This is a genomic window from Leuconostoc lactis (assembly GCF_007954625.1).
Taxonomy (GTDB): Bacteria; Bacillota; Bacilli; order Lactobacillales; family Lactobacillaceae; genus Leuconostoc; species Leuconostoc lactis_A.
In genome coordinates this window covers 629,382-650,331 of the sequence record NZ_CP042420.1, presented here as the reverse complement: position 1 = coordinate 650,331, position 20,950 = coordinate 629,382, and the positions used below count along the sequence as shown (strand labels likewise).

Sequence of the window (20,950 nt, the reverse complement as noted above, 5' to 3'; positions counted from 1 at the left end):
TACTGGATAAAATGAATTTACGCAATTCAAAGGAGCAAAACATATGACATTACTTAAAAGCAATCGCGCTTTTCTCATCATGATCACCGCCCAACTATTTAATAATTTAGGCACTAGTCTGTTTAACATTGTTTTTCTCATGATCGCAGCATCGCGCCCTCATGCCACTTTAGCAGTCACTGCTGTCGCGTTCATCACCTTTTTACCTAATCTTTTTGCCATTTTACTAGGCAATTTAGCCGACAAAACGCACGATCATTTGCGCGCTTGGTCAATCACCAGACGTACCCAAGCCACTATTTTTCTGGTGATGTCCGGCTTACTGTTTGCCTATGAAACCCGTGCCATGACCTTCATTGTGTTGTTGTGCTTAATTTTTATCAATGATATTTTAGGGCTTTATAGCAATTTATTGATGAAGCCTATCTCACGCTATATTTTAGCTCAAAAGGACATGCAGACCGCCATGAGTCTCGAACAAGCCGTTAGTATTACCATGGCCATGATTGGTGGTTTTTTCGGTGCTGGCTTGTTTAGCCTCTTAAACAACAACGCGGCCGTATTCAGTTTCATTAATGCTTTACTGTTTATCATTGCATGGCTCGTGATGACCACCCACCAGTCGTATTTTACCGAGGCCCAGCACCAAATTAGCCAAAATCTCGCCCACCGTTCCCGAACCACACTGTTTTCTGATTTCAACATCACCTTTATGTCGGTCTACCGTGATCACCTCTTTTTCCAACTCATTGTACTTGCTGCCGCTGTTAACTTTGTGAGTACATCATTAGCTGGCCTGTTTAATTTAACTTTATTACAAATGCATCAGCTTATGATTGGTAATTTTGGCACTACCGTGGCCATATTTGGCGCTGTGGAAACCGTCAGCATGTTACTGGGTTCCATTGTGGTACATGATATTTTTCAGAATATGACCACTAAGCAATTAATTGGGACAGCTTGCGGCCTATTACTATTACTAGGCTTGGTACCAAGTATTTGGCCAAACCGTCTTGTCTGGTTGCTCCTAATCGCCGGTATCGGCTATGTTTCTGCTAAAATTAATCCACGGATTGGGGCTATTATGATGCAACGTGTCGCACCTGATCGTTTAGCCAGTGTTGGCGGTCTGATCAATACTTTAGTCCTCGCCACCGCACCATTGGGCCAACTCTTATTTCTCAGCTTAGCCAATGTCATCACACCCAGTTTTGCTTGGTTGACCATGTCAACCTTGTTATTCATTATCGTTGGCTATACGATTTACACCCGCCAGCGTGACCTTGAACGAGTTGAAAATTAGTGAAATTCAGCTATACTTATTAATATGAAACCACGTAAATTAAACATTAAAACAATTCCAGCAACTGATACGAACCGCGCCTACCGTTTTTGGCGCGATGTTTTTGATTTGCCCCAATCAGGCCATCAATCTGGTCGCCATTTAACACTAGATGGCGAAGATATTGTTTTCGTAACGGGTGAACCAACCGATCAACTCGAACTATTGGTCCGAGATCACCAAGCAGACTTGCAAAAGCATTTGAAAAATAACTTTGTGACGTTAGTTGGTGAACCTGAAGCGCGGTTTGGCAACAAGATCGCCATTAAAATCAAAGATTCTGAAGGTAATCTGATTACCATTGAAGCCAACCAGTAAAAAAGCCTGACACGATGTGTCAGGCTTTTTTACTGGTCTTAGGTTGTAACACGAGACGCGATACGGCAGTCGCAATCAAAATACCAATCGTTAATGGTAGAATCGCTGAACCATCTAGATGCGTGATTTCAATCAACATAAACATGGCCATCAGTGGTGCTTGTTGTGAAGCGGCCAGCAACGTACCAGCACCCAAAATCGCCCCTTGACCAATGTTAACGCCTGGGACCCAGTAAGACAGTACCCAACCAGCAACTGCGCCTAAAGCGCCACCAATTGAAATCGATGGCGTCAATGTACCACCGGATGCGCCTGACCGAATAGTCAAAACTGTCACAATAGCCTTTAAGCCCGCACCAACCAATAACACAATGATAATTTGCTGATAACGCGCACTACCGCCAATTGCTAACTGCGCTAGTGACCGACCATTACCCATAATTTCTGGGAAGAAATAAGCAATGCCACCCGTTAAGAGTGAGACAACAGGTAATTGCCATAAAATATGACGTGTCTTAGTCTGATTTTTTTCAGCCCACTGGAAGCATTTTCTAAACCAGCTCCCCGCAAAGCCGCACAGCGGTGCCAAAATAATCACAAACAAGACACTGCCAACCGGGAATTTCACATCATCCAGTAAATAGTAAGGGTTAAATCCCTTCACTAATGACCCAATCCCCATGGCGATGGTTGACATCGTCAAGCTCACGCCAATTGTTTTCAAATCATATTTTTTATACATGATTTCAACGGCAAACAACATCCCCGTAATGGGTGCAATATAGATACCGGCAAAACCGGCGCCAGCGGCTGAAGCAATTAATAGTCGGCGATCATCACTGGAAAGTGGTTCGATGTGATGACGGGACAAGAATGCTGTCCACCTTTCAGCCATTACGGCACCGACTTCACGAGGCGCCAATTCACGACCAACTGAACCACCCGTTCCAACATAAAAGATCTGGGTAAAGTCATGCAATATAGTTTGCCAAAAAGGCATCTTTTCCCCAGCAAGCGCTTTGTTGACACTGACCGTTGGGGTCATTTTCGTCCGTAAGAGCCACCAAAAAAAGGCAGCAATCATACCACCTATGACAACCGATAGTAGTCGCACTAAAGGCACTGTCGTTATCGGTGCTGGCATTTTAGCCGTTTCACCATAACCTAAAAATAGCTGCTCAACGCTTTCTAAAAAGAACGACAAAACGAGCGCCCCCACGCCCGACATTATCCCCAAAACAATGGTAGAGAGTACCAGTACACTCGTATTTTTTTTAAACCATGGTGTCTGATGAGGGTTTTTTGATGATAACTGAGTTTCCATAACATATCACCCCTAAGCTGATTGAATTTTTAGCCTTTTTCAAAAAAAGGCACAAGTTTTTATATTTTAACATAAACAAAAACGTATTTTTTCACAAATTCGATCTATTAATGCTAAATTAGACAACAACATCCCCCATTATAGCGCTTCCACTGATTGCGCTGGCTTTTTTTCGGCAAATTCTTAAAAAGTTTATTTTTTTCTATTACTTTTTTGATACTTCTTAAGCAATTGTTAATCGTTTGTAAAAAGATATACGTTTAACATTTACTTCGTTATAATTCTCTCTTGTTCGCTATAACACAAATCGTTAATGGGAGAAAAGAATATTGGAAAACGCAACACAAGTTAGAAAAAAACTTTATAAAGCCGGTAAAAACTGGGTCGTCGGTGGTGTCATCACAGCCGGTGCCGCCCTAGCCTTTGTCGCAGGGGCAACGACTGCTTCAGCTGATAGTAACCAAAACACGACTGGTTCACAGGTGACAGTGACGGTACCAGCACCAGAAGCCGTAGCGTCAGCGACAACGACAACGCCGACTACTGCTGCAGCGACAACAACAGCTGCTCAGGCAGACGCCAGCAGTACAACGACACAACAAACACCTGTCGCGCCTACTACACCTGTAGCACCAACACCGGCACAACCTGCCACAACCGCAACAACGACTGAGCAACCGCAACAACCAGCAACTGACACTACCCCAGCCCCACAAACCGGCTATGTGGAAAAAGCTGGTGCTTGGTACTATGTTAATGCTGATCAATCCTATGCTAAAGGCTTAACGACCATCGCGGGTCACTTGCAATACTTTGATACCACTGGCCGTCAAACCAAGGGCGCCTACGTCACAGAAAACGGCAAGACTTACTATTTTGACGCTAACACGGGTAACGCCTTGACTGGATTGCAACACGTTGCCGGCCAAACAGTGGCTTTCAACACCCAAGGTGAACAAATCTTCAGCGACTTCTACACGGCCGCTGACGGCCAAACTTATTACTTTGGCGCTAACGGTCAAGCTGCAATCGGCGTGACGAGTATCGCTGGTCACAATTATTATTTCGACGCTGCGGGTCAACTGAAGAAAGGCTATGCTGGCGAAATTGACGGCCAAATGCGGACATTTGATGCCACAACTGGTCAAGAAGTGTCAGCAACTACATCACAAATCACGGAAGGTTTGACTGCCCAAAATGACGACTACACGGCCCACAACGCCGTGCACAGCACTGCCAGTTCGGACTTTGATAATCTTGATGGTTATTTGACGGCATCATCTTGGTATCGTCCAACCGACATTTTGCGCGATGGTAACAAGTGGGAAGCTTCAACAGCCACGGACATGCGACCAATTTTGTCGGTTTGGTGGCCTGATAAGCAAACCCAAGTCAACTACTTGAACTACATGTCACAACTTGGGCTTGTCGAAAACCCAACCCCTTATACCCTTCAAGATGATCAAGTCGCCTTGAACAAGGCCAGTGAAACTTTGCAACAAGCCATCGAAACAAAGATTGGTTTGACAAATAGCACAGACTGGTTGAAAACGGCGATGGCAAACTTCATCACAACACAACCACAATGGAACCAAACCAGTGAAGATCCAAACAGCGATCATTTGCAAAAGGGTGCCTTGACGTTTGTGAACAGCCCCCTCACACCAGATACAAATTCTGATTTCCGCTTACTCAACCGCACCCCAACGAACCAAACCAATACACAAAATTATACGGTTGACAATTCAAAGGGTGGCTACGAATTGTTGTTAGCTAACGACGTAGACAACTCAAATCCCGTCGTGCAAGCCGAACAATTGAACTGGTTGCACTACTTGATGAACTTTGGCTCAATTACCGCCAACGATGCTGACGCGAACTTTGACGGTATTCGTGTCGACGCTGTCGATAACGTCGATGCTGACTTGCTACAAATTGCGGCTGATTACTTCAAAGCGGTTTATGGTGTGGACAAAAACGATGCGACAGCGAACCAACATTTATCAATCTTGGAAGATTGGAGTCACAATGATCCCCTTTACGTCAATGACTTTGGGGACAACCAGTTGACGATGGATGACTATGCCCATACGCAACTCATTTGGTCACTAACCAAGAACTCAGACATTCGTGGTACGATGCAACGTTTCATGGACTTTTACTTGGTTAACCGTAGCCACGATAGCACGGAAAACACCGCCACACCGAACTATAGTTTCGTGCGTGCCCATGATAGTGAAGTGCAAACGGTCATTGCCCAAATCGTTTCTGATTTGCATCCTGATGTTGAAAATAGCTTAGCCCCAACAACAGAACAGTTGCTTGAAGCCTTCAAAGTGTATAACGCCGACCAAAAGTTGGCCGACAAGAAGTATACCCAATACAACATGCCAAGTGCTTACGCCATGCTGTTGACTAATAAAGACACAGTCCCACGTGTTTACTATGGTGATCTTTACACGGATGACGGTCAATATATGGCCACGAAGTCCCCTTATTTCAATGCGATTGATACTTTGCTCAAGGCCCGTATTCAATATGTCGCCGGTGGGCAAGCCATGGCTGTGGATAACCACGACATTTTGACTTCTGTCCGTTACGGTAATGGTGCCATGACTGCCACTGATAAGGGCGACGCCGATACACGGACACAAGGTATCGGGGTTATCATCAGCAACAACAAAGATTTGGCTTTGCAAGCTGGAGAAACGGTCACGTTGCACATGGGTGCTGCCCACAAGAAGCAAGCCTTCCGTCTGTTGTTAGGCACAACGCAAGATGGCTTGGACTATTACAACACCGATGATGCACCAATTCGTTACACAGACAACAACGGCGATTTAATTTTTAACAGCCAAGATGTCTACGGTGTCCAAAATCCACAAGTGTCTGGCTTTTTAGCTGTTTGGGTACCCGTTGGGGCCACAGCTACCCAAGATGCACGCACAGCGTCAGATACAACTAGCCACACTGATGGTAAGACTTTCCATTCAAATGCCGCTTTGGATTCACAATTAATCTATGAAGGTTTCTCAAACTTCCAAGCCTTTGCGACAACCCCTGACGAATACACCAACGCTGTCATTGCCAAGAACGGGTCATTGTTTAAGGACTGGGGTGTCACAAGCTTCCAATTGGCCCCACAATACCGTTCAAGTACCGACACGAGTTTCTTAGATTCAATCATTCAAAACGGCTACGCCTTTACCGATCGTTATGATCTTGGTTTCGGTACACCAACTAAGTACGGCACAGTAGACCAATTACGCGATGCGATTAAAGCCTTGCATGCCAGTGGTATTCAAGCGATTGCCGACTGGGTCCCTGACCAAATTTACAACTTGCCTGGTCAAGAACTTGCCACAGTAACACGGACGAACTCATATGGTGACAAAGATCCTAATTCAGACATCGAAAATTCACTTTATGTGATTCAAAGTCGTGGTGGTGGGCAATACCAAGCCCAATATGGTGGCGCATTCTTGAGTGACTTGCAAGCGATGTACCCCTCATTGTTTGAAACTAAGCAAATTTCAACGAACTTACCAATGGATCCGTCAACACGTATCACAGAATGGTCTGGTAAGTATTTCAACGGCTCTAACATTCAAGGTAAGGGTGCTGGCTATGTCTTGAAAGATGCTGGCTCAAGCACTTACTATCACGTAGTCTCAAACAACAACGATGCCACCTACTTACCCAAGCAATTGACCAATGACTTATCAGAAACTGGCTTTACACACGATAACCAAGGTATTATTTACTACACGTTGAGCGGTACGCGTGCGCAAAACAGCTTTGTTCAAGACAATTCAGGGAACTATTACTACTTTGACAACACCGGTCATTTGGTCACTGGTGCCCAAACCATCAACACGCATCACTACTTCTTCTTGCCAAACGGCATTGAATTGATGCAAGCCTTCTTCCAAAATGCTGACGGCTCAACCATTTACTTCGATAAGCGCGGACAACAAGTCTGCAACCAATACATCGTTGACCAAACAGGCGCAGCCTACTACTTTGGGACTGATGGTCGGATGGCTATCAACGGCTTCACGGATGTTGATGGTCACCGCCAATACCTTGATCAAAGTGGTCATCAACTTAAGGATCAGTTCATGACTGATGCCAATGGTCACGTGTACTACTTTGAAGCGGGTAACGGTAACATGGCAACTTATCGCTACGCACAAAACGCCCAAGGTCAATGGTTCTACCTTGGTGGTGATGGGATGGCCGTGACTGGTTTGCAAAACATTAATGGCGCTAACCAATACTTCTATACCGATGGCCATCAAAGTAAGGGTGAATTCGTCGTCCTAACTGACAAGACAATTTACACCGATGCTGCAACTGGTAACCTAGTCGTTGGCGTGCAACAGCTTGATGGCAAGACTTACGTCTTTACCACTGCTGGTGCCATGCTCACAAACCAATACTACGAACTTGCTGCTGACCAATGGTTACACCTAAGTGCGCAAGGCCAAGCTGATACTGGTTTGACAACCGTTGGCGACCAATTGCAATACTTTGGGACTGACGGTGTCCAAGTGAAGGGTGCCTTTGTGACTGATCCAGCCACTCAAGCTACTTACTACTTTAACGCCACAACTGGGGATGCCGTTGCCAACCAATACTTCCACATCAAAGGCGATTGGTATTTGACAGACGCTAACGCACGTCTTGTGAAGGGCTTTAAAGTCGTGAACAACAAGGTGCAACATTTTGATGAAACAACTGGTGTGCAAACCAACTCAACCCATTTGACAAAAGCACAAAAACAATATATTTTCGATCACAACGGTGATCTCGTCAACATGTAATGAAAAAACCTACTCAATTGAGTAGGTTTTTTTACGTTATTTTAAAAGTAATGCCAATAATGCAATCGCTGCTGGCAAGCCTTGTACCAAAATAATCTTGCGGGCAGCTGTCAAGCTACCATAAATCGCCGCAATTAGAATGAAGCCCATTTCCAGTGCCAACATCAAAACTTGTTGCTGACCTGACAATAAAAACATCGTGGCAAAGATTAACACACCAAGCAAACCATTATACACCCCTTGGTTACCAAGCAATGTCTTGACTTCAGGAATATCGACAATTTCAGGCTTTAATTCAAACGCCTTTGCTTGTTGTGGTGTTGACCCAAAAACTTCAACAACCATAATGCCAATTGCTTCAATGGCGACTAGCGCCGTGATGACCAATGCTATCATTTATTCTCCCCCATTTTCTTCTGGTTTAATTTGTACCACAATTTTACCACGCGCGTGGTGCGTTTCACTACGTTCATGCGCTGCTCGAATGCCTGCCGTCGTCAATGGGTAAACAGAGTCCACGACAATTTTTAAGTCACCTGCGGCGATGTCGGCAGCTAAAACGGCCAAATCCCGGCCGTTTGGTTGCAGCCAACCTTCACGAACCGTCTTATCTGCTGTGGCCTTTTGCGCATCAGTTAATGATGCAGAAATTGTCACAAAGTGACCCCCTGGCTTTAAAATCGCTAATCCATTATCGACATCGCCAACCATATCAAAGACCGCATCATAATCTGATAGCACATCTTGAATGTTAGTGGTATGATAGTCAATCACTTCATCGGCACCTAGCTCCACCACAAAATCATGATTGGCTTGACTAGCCGTTGTGGCAACATAGGCCCCCATCTTTTTAGCCAGTTGAATGGCATAAATACCCACACCACCAGCACCGGCTTGAATGAGCACTTTTTTACCCGCACTCACTTGCAGTTGTTGCAACATTTGTAACGCCGTTAAGCCAGCCAAAGGCACCGCGGCTGCTTCAGCAAAACTTACGTTAACTGGCTTCAATGCCAATTTATCTGCTTTTACTGCCGTGTATTCAGCGTATGACCCATTACGTCCAATCGGGTCAATATCTGGCCGGGCAAAAACGGCGTCCCCAACTTTAGAGCCGGTCACTGCATCGCCAACGGCAACAATTTTCCCAGCGACATCCCAACCAAGCACCACGGGAAACTGCCATTGGAACATTCGCTGTAACAAGCCTTCACGAGCCTTATAGTCAATCGGATTAATGCTAGTCGCAATGTTTTCGACCAACACTTCATCCGCTTGAATAGTTGGCACAGCTGTGTCAACCACTGTTAATTCATTTCGATCACCATATTGGTTAATCACTGCTGCTTTCATATCATTATCTCCTATTAAGCTAAATAGTTCGCAATCATCGGCAAAATAATCCCCGTGTGGGTTGGAAAGGCAAAAATTTGGCCTTTAAGATCGTCACTCGTATAGTGTTTGTTAATCACTGGCACCAAAGCGTTAATGACTTCCGGTGCAAAATCACCAATTAAGGCAGCGCCGACCAATTGTTGCTTTTGGTTCAGCACAATTTTAATGGCGGCGTGGGTATCATTTAACGTTTGGAAACGCATCACTTGTCCATAAGGAATCTCGATAACTTGTAAGTCGTCACATTGAGCTGCTTCATCAGGCGTCACACCTACTTGGGCCACACGTGGCAACGTAAAGGCCACCGTTGGTACAACCGGATAAGTGATTGGTGTAGGATCTCCCAAGAGTACGCGGGCAATGTAGTGGGATTCAAAGGTTGCCGTTGGTGTCAATCGCGCAATTGGCTTTGAAATCACATCACCACTGGCGTAAATGTTAGGGACATTCGTTTGCAAATGATCATTCACCAAGACGCCTTGGCGGTCGTAGGCCACCCCAATAGTGTCTAAGCCAAGGCCATCAATATTAGCCACGCGCCCCGTGGTATCCATGACATATTCAGCTTCAAAGTGTTGCCCTTGTGCTGTTTCTACGGCATATTGCCCGTTGTCTAATACGGTCACGCTGGCGACAGCTTGACCAAAATTAAACTGAATCCCCTTGGCTGACATATCAGCCACAACTTTTTGCGCATAGTCCGCGTCAAAGCCATTCAACGCGCGGTCACCATATTCAATCAAAGTCACTTGGCTACCCGCTGCATGGGCGATTGACGCAAATTCCATCGCAATGTAACCCGCCCCAATAAAAATCATTGACTTTGGCATTTCTGGCAAATCCAAGAAATCGGTACTGTCATGCGTGAATTCAGCACCCGTAATTGGTAGCTTTGCGGGGCGTTGACCAGTCGCAATTACAAATTGATCAGCCTGATATTGGACCTCTCCCACCATAATCGTTTGTGCGTCGATAAATTGCGCATGACCAGCAATAATATCAATGCCGTCAACAGATAGCATTTTTGCCAAACCATCGGATAACGGATCAATCACTTGGTGCTTGTAAGCCATCAATTCTGGCCAAATAATATCAGGCGTGTCGTTAATGCCAATACCGTGATAGTGGTGCAAATGATGCATCATTTCTGCAGGGCCATCTAACAAAATCTTGGCATTGCAGCCAAAGTTCGTGCAAGTTCCCGCGACTTTATTGGCCTCAACTAAGGCAACCTTCTTGCCAGCACGCGCGAGTGTTTGCGCACCGTGCCATGCTGCATGGCCACTACCAATAAAAATAATATCGTACATGATTATCCTTCTTCCTTTTCGGTTAGCATCGTTTGTAAAATGTGATTTAACGCTTGGTTTTCACGCAAAACTTCTTCAAGTGGTCGGCCACTGCGCGCCAATAACTGGTCGCGAATAGCATCGACCTCGGCCAGTATTTGTGCAAATAAAGGTTGTTTGTCAGCTGGCATCGCTAAGACCTTGGCCCGCTTATCAGTTGGACTGGGTGCCTTGTGCAACCATGACTTTTTGACCAGTTTATCAATGACTGGTGTGAGCGTGTTACTCGATAAATCCAGCGCTGCACCAATATCCATTAACTTCAACGGGCCTTGTTGATGAATGATTAAAAGACTCATGTATTGTAAGTATGACAAATCATAAGGTTCTAATACGCGACTATAAAGTCGATGAAAATAACGGTTCGTGTTATAAACGGATAAACAAAGTTCATCATAAAGATAATCAGCTGGTATCATATCTGTTAACGCCCCTTTCTGTCATGTAATTATATCGCATACGATATAAATTGCAAGTAAAACAAAAAAAGGTTTGTCCTATTTATTAGGAAAACCCTTGTGTATTTGACTTATAAATTTTCACCGCGGCTGGCAATCACTTGTTGATACCAGTGGAAACTATCCTTCTTATACCGCTTGGCACTACCTTCACCAAAATCATCTAAATCAACATAAATGTAGCCGTAACGCTTCTTCATTTCGCCTGTACCGGCCGACACAATATCAATTGGTCCCCAAGACAAGTAGCCGATAACGGGAATGCCATCATTCACCACTGCTTTTTCAACTTCGGCAATGTGCGCCCCTAAATAAGCTATGCGGTAATCATCATGCACAGTTGGCTCATCGGTGGTCGTGTCAAGTTGATCATACGCCCCAAACCCATTTTCAACAATCATAATTGGCAACCCTGGATAAAGGTCGTTAATTTCATTGAGCGCATAGCGTAACCCTTGCGGATCAATTGCCCACCCCCAATCACTAGCTTTGATTTCAGTATTGGGGACAGTCTCCCATTGCGTGGCCGCATCTAATTCCGCATCCGCATCCGTTTTTGCCCGAATGACCGATGACGCATAGTAAGAAATGCTCAAATAATCCACCGTACCAGCAGCTAAATCTTCAAAATCTTGCGCCGTCACATCAGAACGCCAGCCTGTACGGGCAAATAATTGTTCCAATTCATGCGGATAAGCGCCGCGAATATGCACATCGCTAAACCAGTCACGTTGCTGTCTGGCTTTTTGCACCGCCAATTGATCAGCTGGTTTTGTCGATGCAGGATAAAGCGTCCCCACATTAAGCATTGCCCCAATTTTAAAGTTCGGATTGATGTCATGACCAATGCGCACGGCACGAGCACTTGCAACCAACTCGTTATGGGCCGCTTGATACATCGCGGCTTGCCGTTCATCAACCGTCATCTCTGGCGTGAATTTCAAACCAGAATTCGTCCACACAAGAAATTCTGATAGACTACTTTTTTCCGCTTGATTGGCCTGATTGGAGATTTCGTTATGCGTGATCCAGTACGTCACCTTGTCTTTGTAACGCTCAAACACGACCCGCACATATTTTTCAAAGTAATAAATCACTTGCCGATTTTCCCAACCACCATAGGCCGTCACCAGATGATAAGGCATCTCAAAGTGTTGTAACGTGATAACTGGCTCAATGCCAAGGGCATGCATTGTGTCAAACAAGTCATCGTAGAAGGCTAACCCTGCTTCATTGGGTTCAGCATCATCGCCATTAGGGAAAATCCGTGTCCAGGCAATCGATGTCCGAAAGGCTTTAAAGCCCATTTCGGCCATTAAGGCTAAATCTTCCTTGTATGTCTTATAAAAATAAATCCCGTGATAATTGGGATAATTTTTCCCTGGCACCACGCCGTCAGTAATTTCACGGGGTTGCTCATGCGAACCGGCCGTTAACACATCCGCAATCGAAACGCCCTTGCCATCTGCGTCCCAATACCCTTCGGCTTGATGCGCAGCAATCGCACCACCCCATAGAAAATCTTCTGGTAATTGTAATCCTTTTTTTGACATGTCATTGGCTCCTTTTGTCCTAATACTTTACTTGTAACCGCTTTCTTTTTTAGAAAATCCGCTTTTTGGTCAAAATTTCGGACATTTTGTGAACCTAAACTTCTTGATTAATCGTCATCAACAAATGATAAATTGCCCCATACAAATTAGCATCATTGCCAAACCGGCTCGATAAAATTGGGATCGGCGTGAGCACGTTGGCAATCACCGCATTCTGCGCTAATAACGCCCGATAAGCGGTTTGAATCTGGTCAGCAACAATGGGTTGCGCGCTGATGCCACCACCAATCACCACCCGTTCGACGTCAATCACCGTTTGCAAATTATAAATCAGGTGCGCGATGGTTTGTGTATAGGCCAAAAATTGTGGTAATGCGCGCCGATCACCTTGGTTAATCGCCTCAAAAACGGCGTAACCATCATGTGAGTCCGCTAAATCCAGGGCGGTGGCAACACGTTCAATCATCCGGACGGCACTCCCCTGACTCCCCATCCAATGGTTGGGATCTGACAAGTCAGTATCTAATGCCATAAAACTTAATTCCCCTGCTTGGAAATGACTCCCAGCATATAATTGGCCATTTAAAATTAACCCGCCACCAACACCGGTGCCTAATACCACGGCGGCACCATTTTGAACATTTTTAAGATTTCCCAGCCATAATTCTGCCAATGCTGCCGCTTTCCCATCGTTTTCAACACTGACTGGCACGGCTAACTGTAAGGCTGCTGGTAAATTTACTTGGTCTAAAAACTGTAAAGCCCCACCACCATAAATCGTTTCATCATGATGGTCAACCTTGCCTGGTACCGCAATGCCAACGCCTTTAATTTGGTCTTGATACGGCGCTACAATAGCCGTCAATTGCGCCATAAATGCCGGTAAATCCATCGTGACGGTCGGCGTGCTATGTTTTTCAATTAATTCACCCGCACGATTAACGATGCCATACTTTAAATTCGTCCCACCAATATCAATGGCCAAATAATTACGATCCATTTTATCACTCCTTTTTAACAGCAAACGCGACTGCTTCGCGTAACGCATCCTCGGCTTGTGCGAAATCTCCAACTTTATCCATAAACGCATGCTCATACCGTTGTAGCGTAGATATGCTGCTTGCCCGCCACTTGCTCGCACTTTTTGGATAAACGCCTCACCTTGAAAACGTAATGGATCATACTCCCCAATCACAGTCAGCGATGGCGGTAATTGCGCTAGCGCCACGGTATCCGCTAACAAAGGTGACAGGTAAACGCTCGTAGCATCACTTTGTCGAATATAAATTTTATCAATTAAGCCCTCGCCAGCAAAAAAGCCTTGTAAGTAGGGCAATAACAATGCCTCATCAGCCACAGCAATGGGATAGCGCCGCACATCACTCAGCCAAGCTGTCAATCTCGGATCATGCGCTTGATACGTCACCGGATAAAACGCAATCATTTTGCTAATAGCATTGACACCTAAAGCCCGATCCAACAAACCCAAACTATAAACAAAACCGCCACCAGCAGAGTCCCCTAACACGGAGACCCTTGTGGTATCAATCGGCCAACCACTTTGATTGAGTGTCCAAGTAATTGTTTGATAGGCTTCCAAAAAACCTTCTGGGTAAGGATGCTCTGGTGCTAGGGCCCAAGCCACCGAAACCACCCGTACATCGCCCAAATCAGCTAAGGCTCGTGCTGGCTTATCGACATTATCCAAAGATCCGCCAAAGAAGCCCCCACCATGATAGAAGAAAATAACAGGTAATGTTTGGTCGATCAAACGTGTCTTAACATACGTTCGCAGCGGTACGCCATAGGCCGTAGTCGTATCCACGACGGTTAACTCATGCGTGGCAATATCTTGGGCCGCTGGCCACCCCATCGCTGCACGCATCGTAGCAATATCTGGTGGTGTCATGTTTTGCTGATCTGCTGCTTGCGTTTGGGCCGCCATTAATTCAGCCCGTGCCTTTGGATCTAAGACCCCACCTGTTTGCGTATCTGGCACTAATTTAATGACGACGCCATTCGTCTGATCGATTTGTGTGTCAAATTGTGTCAAAGTCCCATCCTCCTATGATGCCTTATGGTTGGCCGCTTGTAGATTACCAACGCTAACTGAATCGCAGCCAACAAGAACATCATCAACGTGGCTACTAACAAGGTTGCTTTATTTGTTGTCTGGCCCGTTAATGGTGTGACCAAGGCTAAAATTTGTGGTGACAAGAAAACAGCCACATTAATACCGACCAACATCAGCGCCGACGATAAATTAGACGTTCCCACGGGTTGTACTTCTGCTACCCGTCCAAAGACGGCCGGCATGAAAATAGGTAATCCCAAACCCACAAAGCTCACACCAATCCAGACCATCCCCACCGTATTGGCTGAGACAATCGCCCACAGTCCCAGACCAGCAAAGATTAAACCAGTCGGAATCGTGAGTCGCCGTAAATGCTTATAGATTTTTCCATACAAGAGACTGGGCACCAAACCAAGCAAAGACATCACACTAAGTTGGGCAGCCGCCGTAGCAGCAGTCCCTAGTCCCTGTTCAACCAAGAAACCAGCTAATTTGAGCATTAAGCCAAAGTAAAAGGCGAAAAAAGTCGCAATTAGAACAACATAACCAAGAACCGCAACATTCGTTGTTGCTTTCTTTTTGACAGATGCTTGTGTATTGTCAGCCACTACCGCAACCTTAGTCAGTTGATCAATTTTCCCGGCAAATAAACCAAATAAGATTAGCGGTACAACAAACAGCCAGTTGACATTAAAGGCCATTTGCCAGCCACTCGTGACTAACAAACCAACAACAAATGCCGCTGCGGCATTGCCGACTGTACCGACAGCGGATTGAAAACCTAGCATCGTCTGCCGTTCTTCACCGTCATAAACTGCCATAATTAAACTATAGGCCAAATTATTAAACAGCCCTACGCCAACACCCAGCAAGAGACGGGAGATGAAAATCACCGAATATTGTGTCACAAAGACTGGTACCAAGCCCGCCAGCAGTGCCAATACTAGACCAATCAAGGTTGCGTGGCGCGCACCAATGTGTTTGACAATCCACGAACTGGCCAACACGGTAATAAGTAGTGAAATGGTTGGTAGCGTTGTGAGCATTTCCACTTGTGTCGGTGGATATTGTTTAAACGCCGCAATCATTGCCGGCAAGGCAGTTGAGACAGCAGTCGTCACCGTTAACACCAATGAAATTGAGAGAATCGCCAGTTTGAATAACCTAGCATTTTGAACCGATGAATCCATATCCGATAACCTCATTTCTATCATTTAAAAAGCGCTTCAATATCTTATATTGTAAGCGCTTTCTTTTTAGAAACGACGCAATTATCGTCTTTTTTTAAGTCAGTTTGTGAACTGTTGACGATATTTTTTGGGTGACATACCATACGTGTTTTTAAATAATCGTTCAAAGGATTTGACGTCACCAAAACCTGTCATGTCAGAAATCCAGCTAATTGATTTATTGGTATTCATGAGGTATTGATAGGCTTTATGCAACCGAATCGCCTGTAAATACTCAAGCGGTGTCATCTGTAACTTCATTTTAAAATATCGGGACAAATAACTTGTGGAGACGCCAAAATGCGCCGCCAGCGCTGAAACCGTCAGACCGTGTTGGACATTTGCTTTGATATACCACAAAATTTGATATAGTTTATCGTCCTTCGCCTGAATCAAATGCGGATTCACACCAAAATCATGGTTGGAAAAATGTAACACTAATTCATCTAAAATATCATAAGCTAAACGCGTAATCCGTAGATAGTTTGTTGGATCATTTTTCACCGTATGATGCATCGCATAAAAATAGTCAACCAACCCCGTACTTGTCACACTATCAATCCCATTAGGATGGGTGACAAAAACAAGTTCAGAAATGTTTGGTAAGGCCGTCCGCAAAAAGTCATTATTAAAAAATAAGGTCATCGCTTCACTACCAACTTTTTGCAACGGAATCGTATGGATACTGCCTGAATTAATCACTAACACATCCCCGGTCTGCGTATCAAAAGTCTGACCATCAATCGAAAATTGGTCAATATGCCCGCTCACCGTTAAATTCAATTCTAATTCTTTATGCCAATGCCGTGGTACTGCATGTTGCTGTTCTTTTGCATTATGAATAATCCAATACACTGGCAAGTTCAGCGCTACCGGTTTGACAATTTCATGTGTAAACGGTTCGCCCATATCACGATTAGCTTGCGACCTCATTTGCTGTCCTCTTTCGCACAATTTTACCTATCATATCATAATTTGAAAACGGTTACATAAAAACCGAGGTATCACCCTCGGTTCATTTTTTAATCAAATGCGGCCGCACCCCGCGTCGCAATCACGTGTTGATACCAATAAAAACTATCTTTGCGTAAGCGGTCAAATGTCCCCTGCCCTTGGTCATCCATGTCAACATAAACAAAACCATAGCGTTTAGAAAACTCCGATGTCCCAGCTGACACCAAATCTGTAATCCCCCAAGTTGTGTAACCCAAAAGTTCAACACCATCTTGAATGGCTTCATACATTTGTTGAATATGTTGCTTCACATAATCAATGCGATAATCATCATGAATCTGACCATCCGCTGTCACCGTATCAAGCGCTCCTAAACCATTTTCGACAACAAACAACGGTACTTGATAACGATCATACAAATAATTTAACGTGATGCGCAAGCCAACCGGATCAATCTGCCAGCCCCAATCTGAACTCTCTAAATACGGATTGGCCTCACCGTTAACAAAATTACCCGATGTTTTTTCAATATTTGCACCTGGTTCATGCCGTGCCACCGTGCTCATATAGTATGAAAACGACATAAAATCAACTGGATTAGCCGCCAATATCGCCTCATCGGAAGGTGCCATCTGCAAATTAATCCCATTTTCAGCAAAGAAACGCTTAGCATAGGCAGGATATTTACCACGTACCTGCACATCTGAATAAAATAGATTTTCGTGATCCAACTTTAAGGCTTGCAAAACATCTAACGGATTAGGTGTCGCCGGATAAGCTTGCATTCGCGCCAGCATCATCCCAATTTTTAAATCAGGGTTTAGCTCATGTGCAAATTGTGTCACTAAGCTAGAGGCGACAAACTGATGATGCGCTGCTTGAAAGCAGTCTTGTAGCGTATACGCGTCATCATCTGACAGTAAAGCACCGCCCACGTAACCAGACACGCCGATAACATTGATTTCATTAAAAGTTAACCAGTACTTCACTTTATCTTGATAACGCGTGATTACCGTTTTGGCATACTTAACAAATAAATCAATTACCGCCCGATTCTGCCAACCACCATAATTTAACGCAATCCCAATCGGCGTTTCATAGTGCGATAACGTCACCAGTGGTTCAATGTTATATTTGCGTAATTCATCAAACACTGCATCATAGAATTGTAGGCCAGCTTCATTTGGTTCCGCATCATCCCCGTTAGGAAAAATACGTGACCAAGCAATTGACAGTCGAAACGTCTTGAGTCCCATTTCTGCATATAACGCAATATCTTCTTTGTAGCGATGATAGAAGTCTGAACCCCAGCGCTTGGGATAACGTCCTTCTTCATCATTTAAAGCTGCCAAGACCTTTTCTTTGCTCATTGGTGCGGTAAAATCAAGTGCGGTCTTACGATCCTTGGGATCAATAGCTACCGCTGTATCCGACGTGGCCGGCCCACGCCCACCGTCTTGCCAACCACCTTCAAATTGATTTGCCGCAGTGGCCCCACCCCAGAGAAAGTCTGCCGGAAATTGTTTCGCTTGCATATTAATGCCTCCTTATTTTTTCAGGAAAATCAAGTCACTTGCTGTCGTGACAGTTGGTTCATTGGTCGTTTCAATCGCGACATATTGCGGCGAATTTGTCACAATCACTGGGGTTACCACCGGATAGCCCGCAGCTTGAATGGCCGCAACGTCAAATGATACTAACTTTTGACCTGCTTTCACGTGATCGCCCTGAGCAACGTGTGCGGTGAAATGTTGGCCATTTAATTCCACGGTATTCATGCCAATATGGATTAACAATTCAGCACCATTTTCCGTGACAAAGCCAATCGCATGCTTGGTTGGGAACAAAATCTTTACTTCACCTGCTGTTGGTGCCACAATTTCGCCTTGACTCGGATCAATAGCAATCCCTTGTCCCATTGCCCCCGAAGCAAAGACTTCATCGGCTACGTCTGCCAAAGCAACTGTCTTACCAGCCAACGGGCTCTTGATTGTTTCACTCTGTAGTTCGACCTGAGCTGATGTTCCTTGAGTACTTGACGTCGTACCAGCAGTGGCTGGGACTGACTTATCGTAAAGCTTTGGCACTTTGACAAACATCATTCCCACAAAGCTAAGGACAATCGCCAAAATCGTGCCAATAATCATGTGCATCACACCCGTCAAGCTACCATTTGGTCCGATATAAGATGGATACATAAAGATACCCAAACCACCGTTGATATAAGTTAAGACCTTAAAGTAACCTAGATAGGCGCCGACAATACCGGAAGAAATAATCGAGACAATAAACGGCGTTTTCATAGGTAATGAATAACCGTAAATCGCTGGTTCTGTTACACCAAAGATTGATGAAATAATGGCTGGGATAACCCCTGTCTTCACCTTTTTTTCCTTTGTCTTAACCCAAACACCAGTCAACGCACCCGTTTGAGTGAAGTTTGGCAAAGCGGCGGCTGCCATCAATGGTGAATAACCCATTGTGGCAATTTGTGTGATTATCAATGGGACAATTCCCCAATGTAGGCCAAACATGACCAGAATCTGCCAACCCGCACCCATGGCAAAGCCATACAAGATTGGGCTCATGTTATAAACGGCGATAAAGAAAGCGCCGACGGCGTTAGAAGCCGTATTGGCAATCGGTCCAACAACTAAGAACGTCAACCACAACGTGACAAAAATCGTCACCATTGGGACAAAGAACATCTTCACGTTATCATGCGTATGGCGCTTCATAAATCGTTCAATCTTTGAAGCCACATAGATTGCCAAAATAATCGGTAAAACCGTACTGTAATAACCACCCGCTGGTATTTGAATCGTCAAGCTCATAAATGGTTTAGCAGTGGCTAATAACTGGGGTAACCCTGGATAAACCAGCGCACCAGCAATAGCCAACGCTGTGTAAACATTCATTTTAAATTTATTAGCAGCAGTGACGGCTAATAGCATGGGGAGATACTGGAACAAACCATCCCCAATCGCGTTCATCACCACATAGACACTATCAGTTTTTGGCATGCCAGCAGCGGCTAAAATTGCCGTGATGCCTTTTAAAATACCGGCAGCGGCCAATGCGCCCAAAATAGGTTGAAACAAGTTTGACACGACATCAATAAAACGATCAAACCAATTCCCTTTTGATCCCGACGTATCTTCAGTGTCAGCTGCCGCCTCACCACCAACGGGGAGATGCCCCACTTTCACCACTTCATCATAAACATCCGGCACCTGATTACCAATCACAACTTGATATTGACCACCAGCTTTCACCACGGTCACAACGCCATCACGTTGTTGCAAATATTCGGTATCAGCCAAACTCTCGTCTTTGAGATTGAACCGTAAGCGCGTCACACAGTGTCGCAGACCGTTCACGTTTTCGCTACCGCCAACATGCGCTAAAATATCTTCAGCTAACTCTGTATATTTAGCCATCTTTCTTCCTCTTATTCCTAAAGCTTTTACTACCTACAATTGTAAGCGCTTTCAACAAAGAGAAACGTAACTTTTTGCGGCTAAAATCGTCAATTTGTGAACTAAATGCGTACTAACCCAACCACCAAGCCATATTTTTGACAAAAAAAATAACGACAAACGTCGTTATGTGAGATGAATCTGTCGCCAGTCAATTTTTTCAAAATTATCTGCGTTCACGTGGCGCAATAATTTAGCAATTGTATAATTCTGTAAGCGGTTTTTGAAATCTTGTTCTGCGTCGTTGAAGACACTCAACACGTCGTCAACCGCAACATCCAATGCTTGTTGCACAGCTACTGTCGGTTGCTCGGAAGCTTGACTCAAGAAAATACGATCCGCTAGTTGCGTTGAATGAATGAAACTACCATCGCCCTCAATCGCCTCATAAACATCAAGTAATGTAATATCAGCAATCGATCGCGCTAATTTAAAGCCACCCTCTTTACTCGCAATCGCTTCAACAATGCCTGCCACTACAAGCTTACGCATCGTCTTCTTCAAATAAGATTCCGACACTTCTAGGCGATTACTCAATAAGTAACTTTTCACCGGTAAGGCGTCCTTTTGCAAAGCTAACATGACTAATACCACTAAGCTTTGCTCCACTGCATATGACATTTTCATAATTCTCTCCGTCTCCCCCCAA

At 44.8% G+C, this 20,950-nt stretch carries 15 protein-coding genes and 1 pseudogene; 3 read left to right on the top strand and 13 right to left on the bottom strand.

Features of this window, described 5'->3' with window-relative positions; genetic code table 11:
- Positions 1 to 43 precede the first annotated feature (43 nt).
- Together FGL80_RS03300 and FGL80_RS03295 are read left to right on the top strand one after the other, a co-directional pair.
- Positions 44 to 1,303 carry an MFS transporter gene (locus FGL80_RS03300; protein ID WP_055308470.1) on the top strand — a complete coding sequence of 420 codons (1,260 nt, stop codon included), beginning with the start codon at positions 44 to 46 and terminating at the stop codon, positions 1,301 to 1,303.
- Between the two features lie 24 nt (positions 1,304 to 1,327).
- Positions 1,328 to 1,660: a VOC family protein gene (locus FGL80_RS03295; RefSeq protein WP_055308471.1), complete on the top strand. Its 333-nt coding sequence runs from the start codon at positions 1,328 to 1,330 to the stop codon at positions 1,658 to 1,660.
- 19 nt (positions 1,661 to 1,679) lie between these two features.
- On the opposite strand, the gene FGL80_RS03290 is transcribed toward FGL80_RS03295, so the two are convergent.
- A complete protein-coding gene (locus FGL80_RS03290) occupies positions 1,680 to 2,984 on the bottom strand; it encodes a chloride channel protein (RefSeq protein WP_055308472.1) in 1,305 nt (434 codons plus the stop codon).
- A 329-nt stretch (positions 2,985 to 3,313) separates the two neighbouring features.
- Here FGL80_RS03290 and dsrLL point away from each other — a divergent pair, with 329 nt between their 5' ends.
- On the top strand, positions 3,314 to 7,810 hold the full coding sequence (gene dsrLL / locus FGL80_RS03285) for a dextransucrase DsrLL (RefSeq protein WP_186737168.1): 4,497 nt from the start codon (positions 3,314 to 3,316) through the stop codon (positions 7,808 to 7,810).
- Between the two features lie 36 nt (positions 7,811 to 7,846).
- Here the strand turns inward: dsrLL and FGL80_RS03280 are convergent, their stop codons facing one another.
- The 12 genes and pseudogenes from FGL80_RS03280 to FGL80_RS03225 form a co-directional block, all read right to left on the bottom strand.
- Positions 7,847 to 8,206: a DUF1304 domain-containing protein gene (locus tag FGL80_RS03280; protein ID WP_010000758.1), complete on the bottom strand. Its 360-nt coding sequence runs from the start codon at positions 8,204 to 8,206 to the stop codon at positions 7,847 to 7,849.
- Positions 8,207 to 9,163 carry an NADP-dependent oxidoreductase gene (locus tag FGL80_RS03275; protein WP_055308474.1) on the bottom strand — a complete coding sequence of 319 codons (957 nt, stop codon included), beginning with the start codon at positions 9,161 to 9,163 and terminating at the stop codon, positions 8,207 to 8,209.
- A 14-nt stretch (positions 9,164 to 9,177) separates the two neighbouring features.
- Positions 9,178 to 10,518 carry a dihydrolipoyl dehydrogenase family protein gene (locus FGL80_RS03270; protein ID WP_082424348.1) on the bottom strand — a complete coding sequence of 447 codons (1,341 nt, stop codon included), beginning with the start codon at positions 10,516 to 10,518 and terminating at the stop codon, positions 9,178 to 9,180.
- Positions 10,518 to 10,973, bottom strand: a complete 456-nt coding sequence (locus tag FGL80_RS03265) for a MarR family transcriptional regulator (protein ID WP_055308476.1) — start codon at positions 10,971 to 10,973, stop codon at positions 10,518 to 10,520. Before FGL80_RS03265 ends, FGL80_RS03270 begins: the two co-directional genes overlap by 1 nt.
- Before the next feature lie 110 nt (positions 10,974 to 11,083).
- On the bottom strand, positions 11,084 to 12,565 hold the full coding sequence (locus FGL80_RS03260; RefSeq protein ID WP_055308477.1) for a 6-phospho-beta-glucosidase: 1,482 nt from the start codon (positions 12,563 to 12,565) through the stop codon (positions 11,084 to 11,086).
- 94 nt (positions 12,566 to 12,659) lie between these two features.
- The gene (locus FGL80_RS03255; RefSeq protein ID WP_055308478.1) at positions 12,660 to 13,565 is read right to left on the bottom strand and encodes an ROK family protein; all 906 of its coding nucleotides are present in this window, start codon (positions 13,563 to 13,565) and stop codon (positions 12,660 to 12,662) included.
- A gap of 153 nt (positions 13,566 to 13,718) precedes the next feature.
- Positions 13,719 to 14,438 (bottom strand): annotated as a pseudogene (locus FGL80_RS03250) (alpha/beta hydrolase fold domain-containing protein); the annotation flags it as partial.
- 176 nt (positions 14,439 to 14,614) lie between these two features.
- Positions 14,615 to 15,829, bottom strand: a complete 1,215-nt coding sequence (locus FGL80_RS03245; RefSeq protein WP_055308479.1) for an MFS transporter — start codon at positions 15,827 to 15,829, stop codon at positions 14,615 to 14,617.
- Between the two features lie 99 nt (positions 15,830 to 15,928).
- Positions 15,929 to 16,801 carry an AraC family transcriptional regulator gene (locus FGL80_RS03240; RefSeq protein WP_147001803.1) on the bottom strand — a complete coding sequence of 291 codons (873 nt, stop codon included), beginning with the start codon at positions 16,799 to 16,801 and terminating at the stop codon, positions 15,929 to 15,931.
- Between the two features lie 89 nt (positions 16,802 to 16,890).
- Positions 16,891 to 18,357, bottom strand: a complete 1,467-nt coding sequence (locus FGL80_RS03235) for a glycoside hydrolase family 1 protein (RefSeq protein WP_147001802.1) — start codon at positions 18,355 to 18,357, stop codon at positions 16,891 to 16,893.
- 12 nt (positions 18,358 to 18,369) lie between these two features.
- Positions 18,370 to 20,262 (bottom strand): beta-glucoside-specific PTS transporter subunit IIABC, encoded by a 1,893-nt coding sequence (locus tag FGL80_RS03230; protein ID WP_055308482.1) that lies wholly within the window; start codon positions 20,260 to 20,262, stop codon positions 18,370 to 18,372.
- 165 nt (positions 20,263 to 20,427) lie between these two features.
- Complete coding sequence (locus FGL80_RS03225) at positions 20,428 to 20,928, bottom strand: RrF2 family transcriptional regulator (RefSeq protein WP_055308483.1); 501 nt, start codon at positions 20,926 to 20,928, stop codon at positions 20,428 to 20,430.
- Positions 20,929 to 20,950: the final 22 nt, after the last annotated feature.

Coding starts and splice junctions, on each gene's coding strand:
- FGL80_RS03300 (WP_055308470.1), top strand. CDS start 44: ATGACATTACTTAAAAGCAATCGCGCTTTTCTCATCATGATCACCGCC.
- FGL80_RS03295 (WP_055308471.1), top strand. CDS start 1,328: ATGAAACCACGTAAATTAAACATTAAAACAATTCCAGCAACTGATACG.
- FGL80_RS03290 (WP_055308472.1), bottom strand. CDS start 2,984: ATGGAAACTCAGTTATCATCAAAAAACCCTCATCAGACACCATGGTTT.
- FGL80_RS03280 (WP_010000758.1), bottom strand. CDS start 8,206: ATGATAGCATTGGTCATCACGGCGCTAGTCGCCATTGAAGCAATTGGC.
- FGL80_RS03275 (WP_055308474.1), bottom strand. CDS start 9,163: ATGAAAGCAGCAGTGATTAACCAATATGGTGATCGAAATGAATTAACA.
- FGL80_RS03265 (WP_055308476.1), bottom strand. CDS start 10,973: ATGATACCAGCTGATTATCTTTATGATGAACTTTGTTTATCCGTTTAT.
- FGL80_RS03260 (WP_055308477.1), bottom strand. CDS start 12,565: ATGTCAAAAAAAGGATTACAATTACCAGAAGATTTTCTATGGGGTGGT.
- FGL80_RS03255 (WP_055308478.1), bottom strand. CDS start 13,565: ATGGATCGTAATTATTTGGCCATTGATATTGGTGGGACGAATTTAAAG.
- FGL80_RS03245 (WP_055308479.1), bottom strand. CDS start 15,829: ATGGATTCATCGGTTCAAAATGCTAGGTTATTCAAACTGGCGATTCTC.
- FGL80_RS03240 (WP_147001803.1), bottom strand. CDS start 16,801: ATGAGGTCGCAAGCTAATCGTGATATGGGCGAACCGTTTACACATGAA.
- FGL80_RS03235 (WP_147001802.1), bottom strand. CDS start 18,357: ATGCAAGCGAAACAATTTCCGGCAGACTTTCTCTGGGGTGGGGCCACT.
- FGL80_RS03230 (WP_055308482.1), bottom strand. CDS start 20,262: ATGGCTAAATATACAGAGTTAGCTGAAGATATTTTAGCGCATGTTGGC.
- FGL80_RS03225 (WP_055308483.1), bottom strand. CDS start 20,928: ATGAAAATGTCATATGCAGTGGAGCAAAGCTTAGTGGTATTAGTCATG.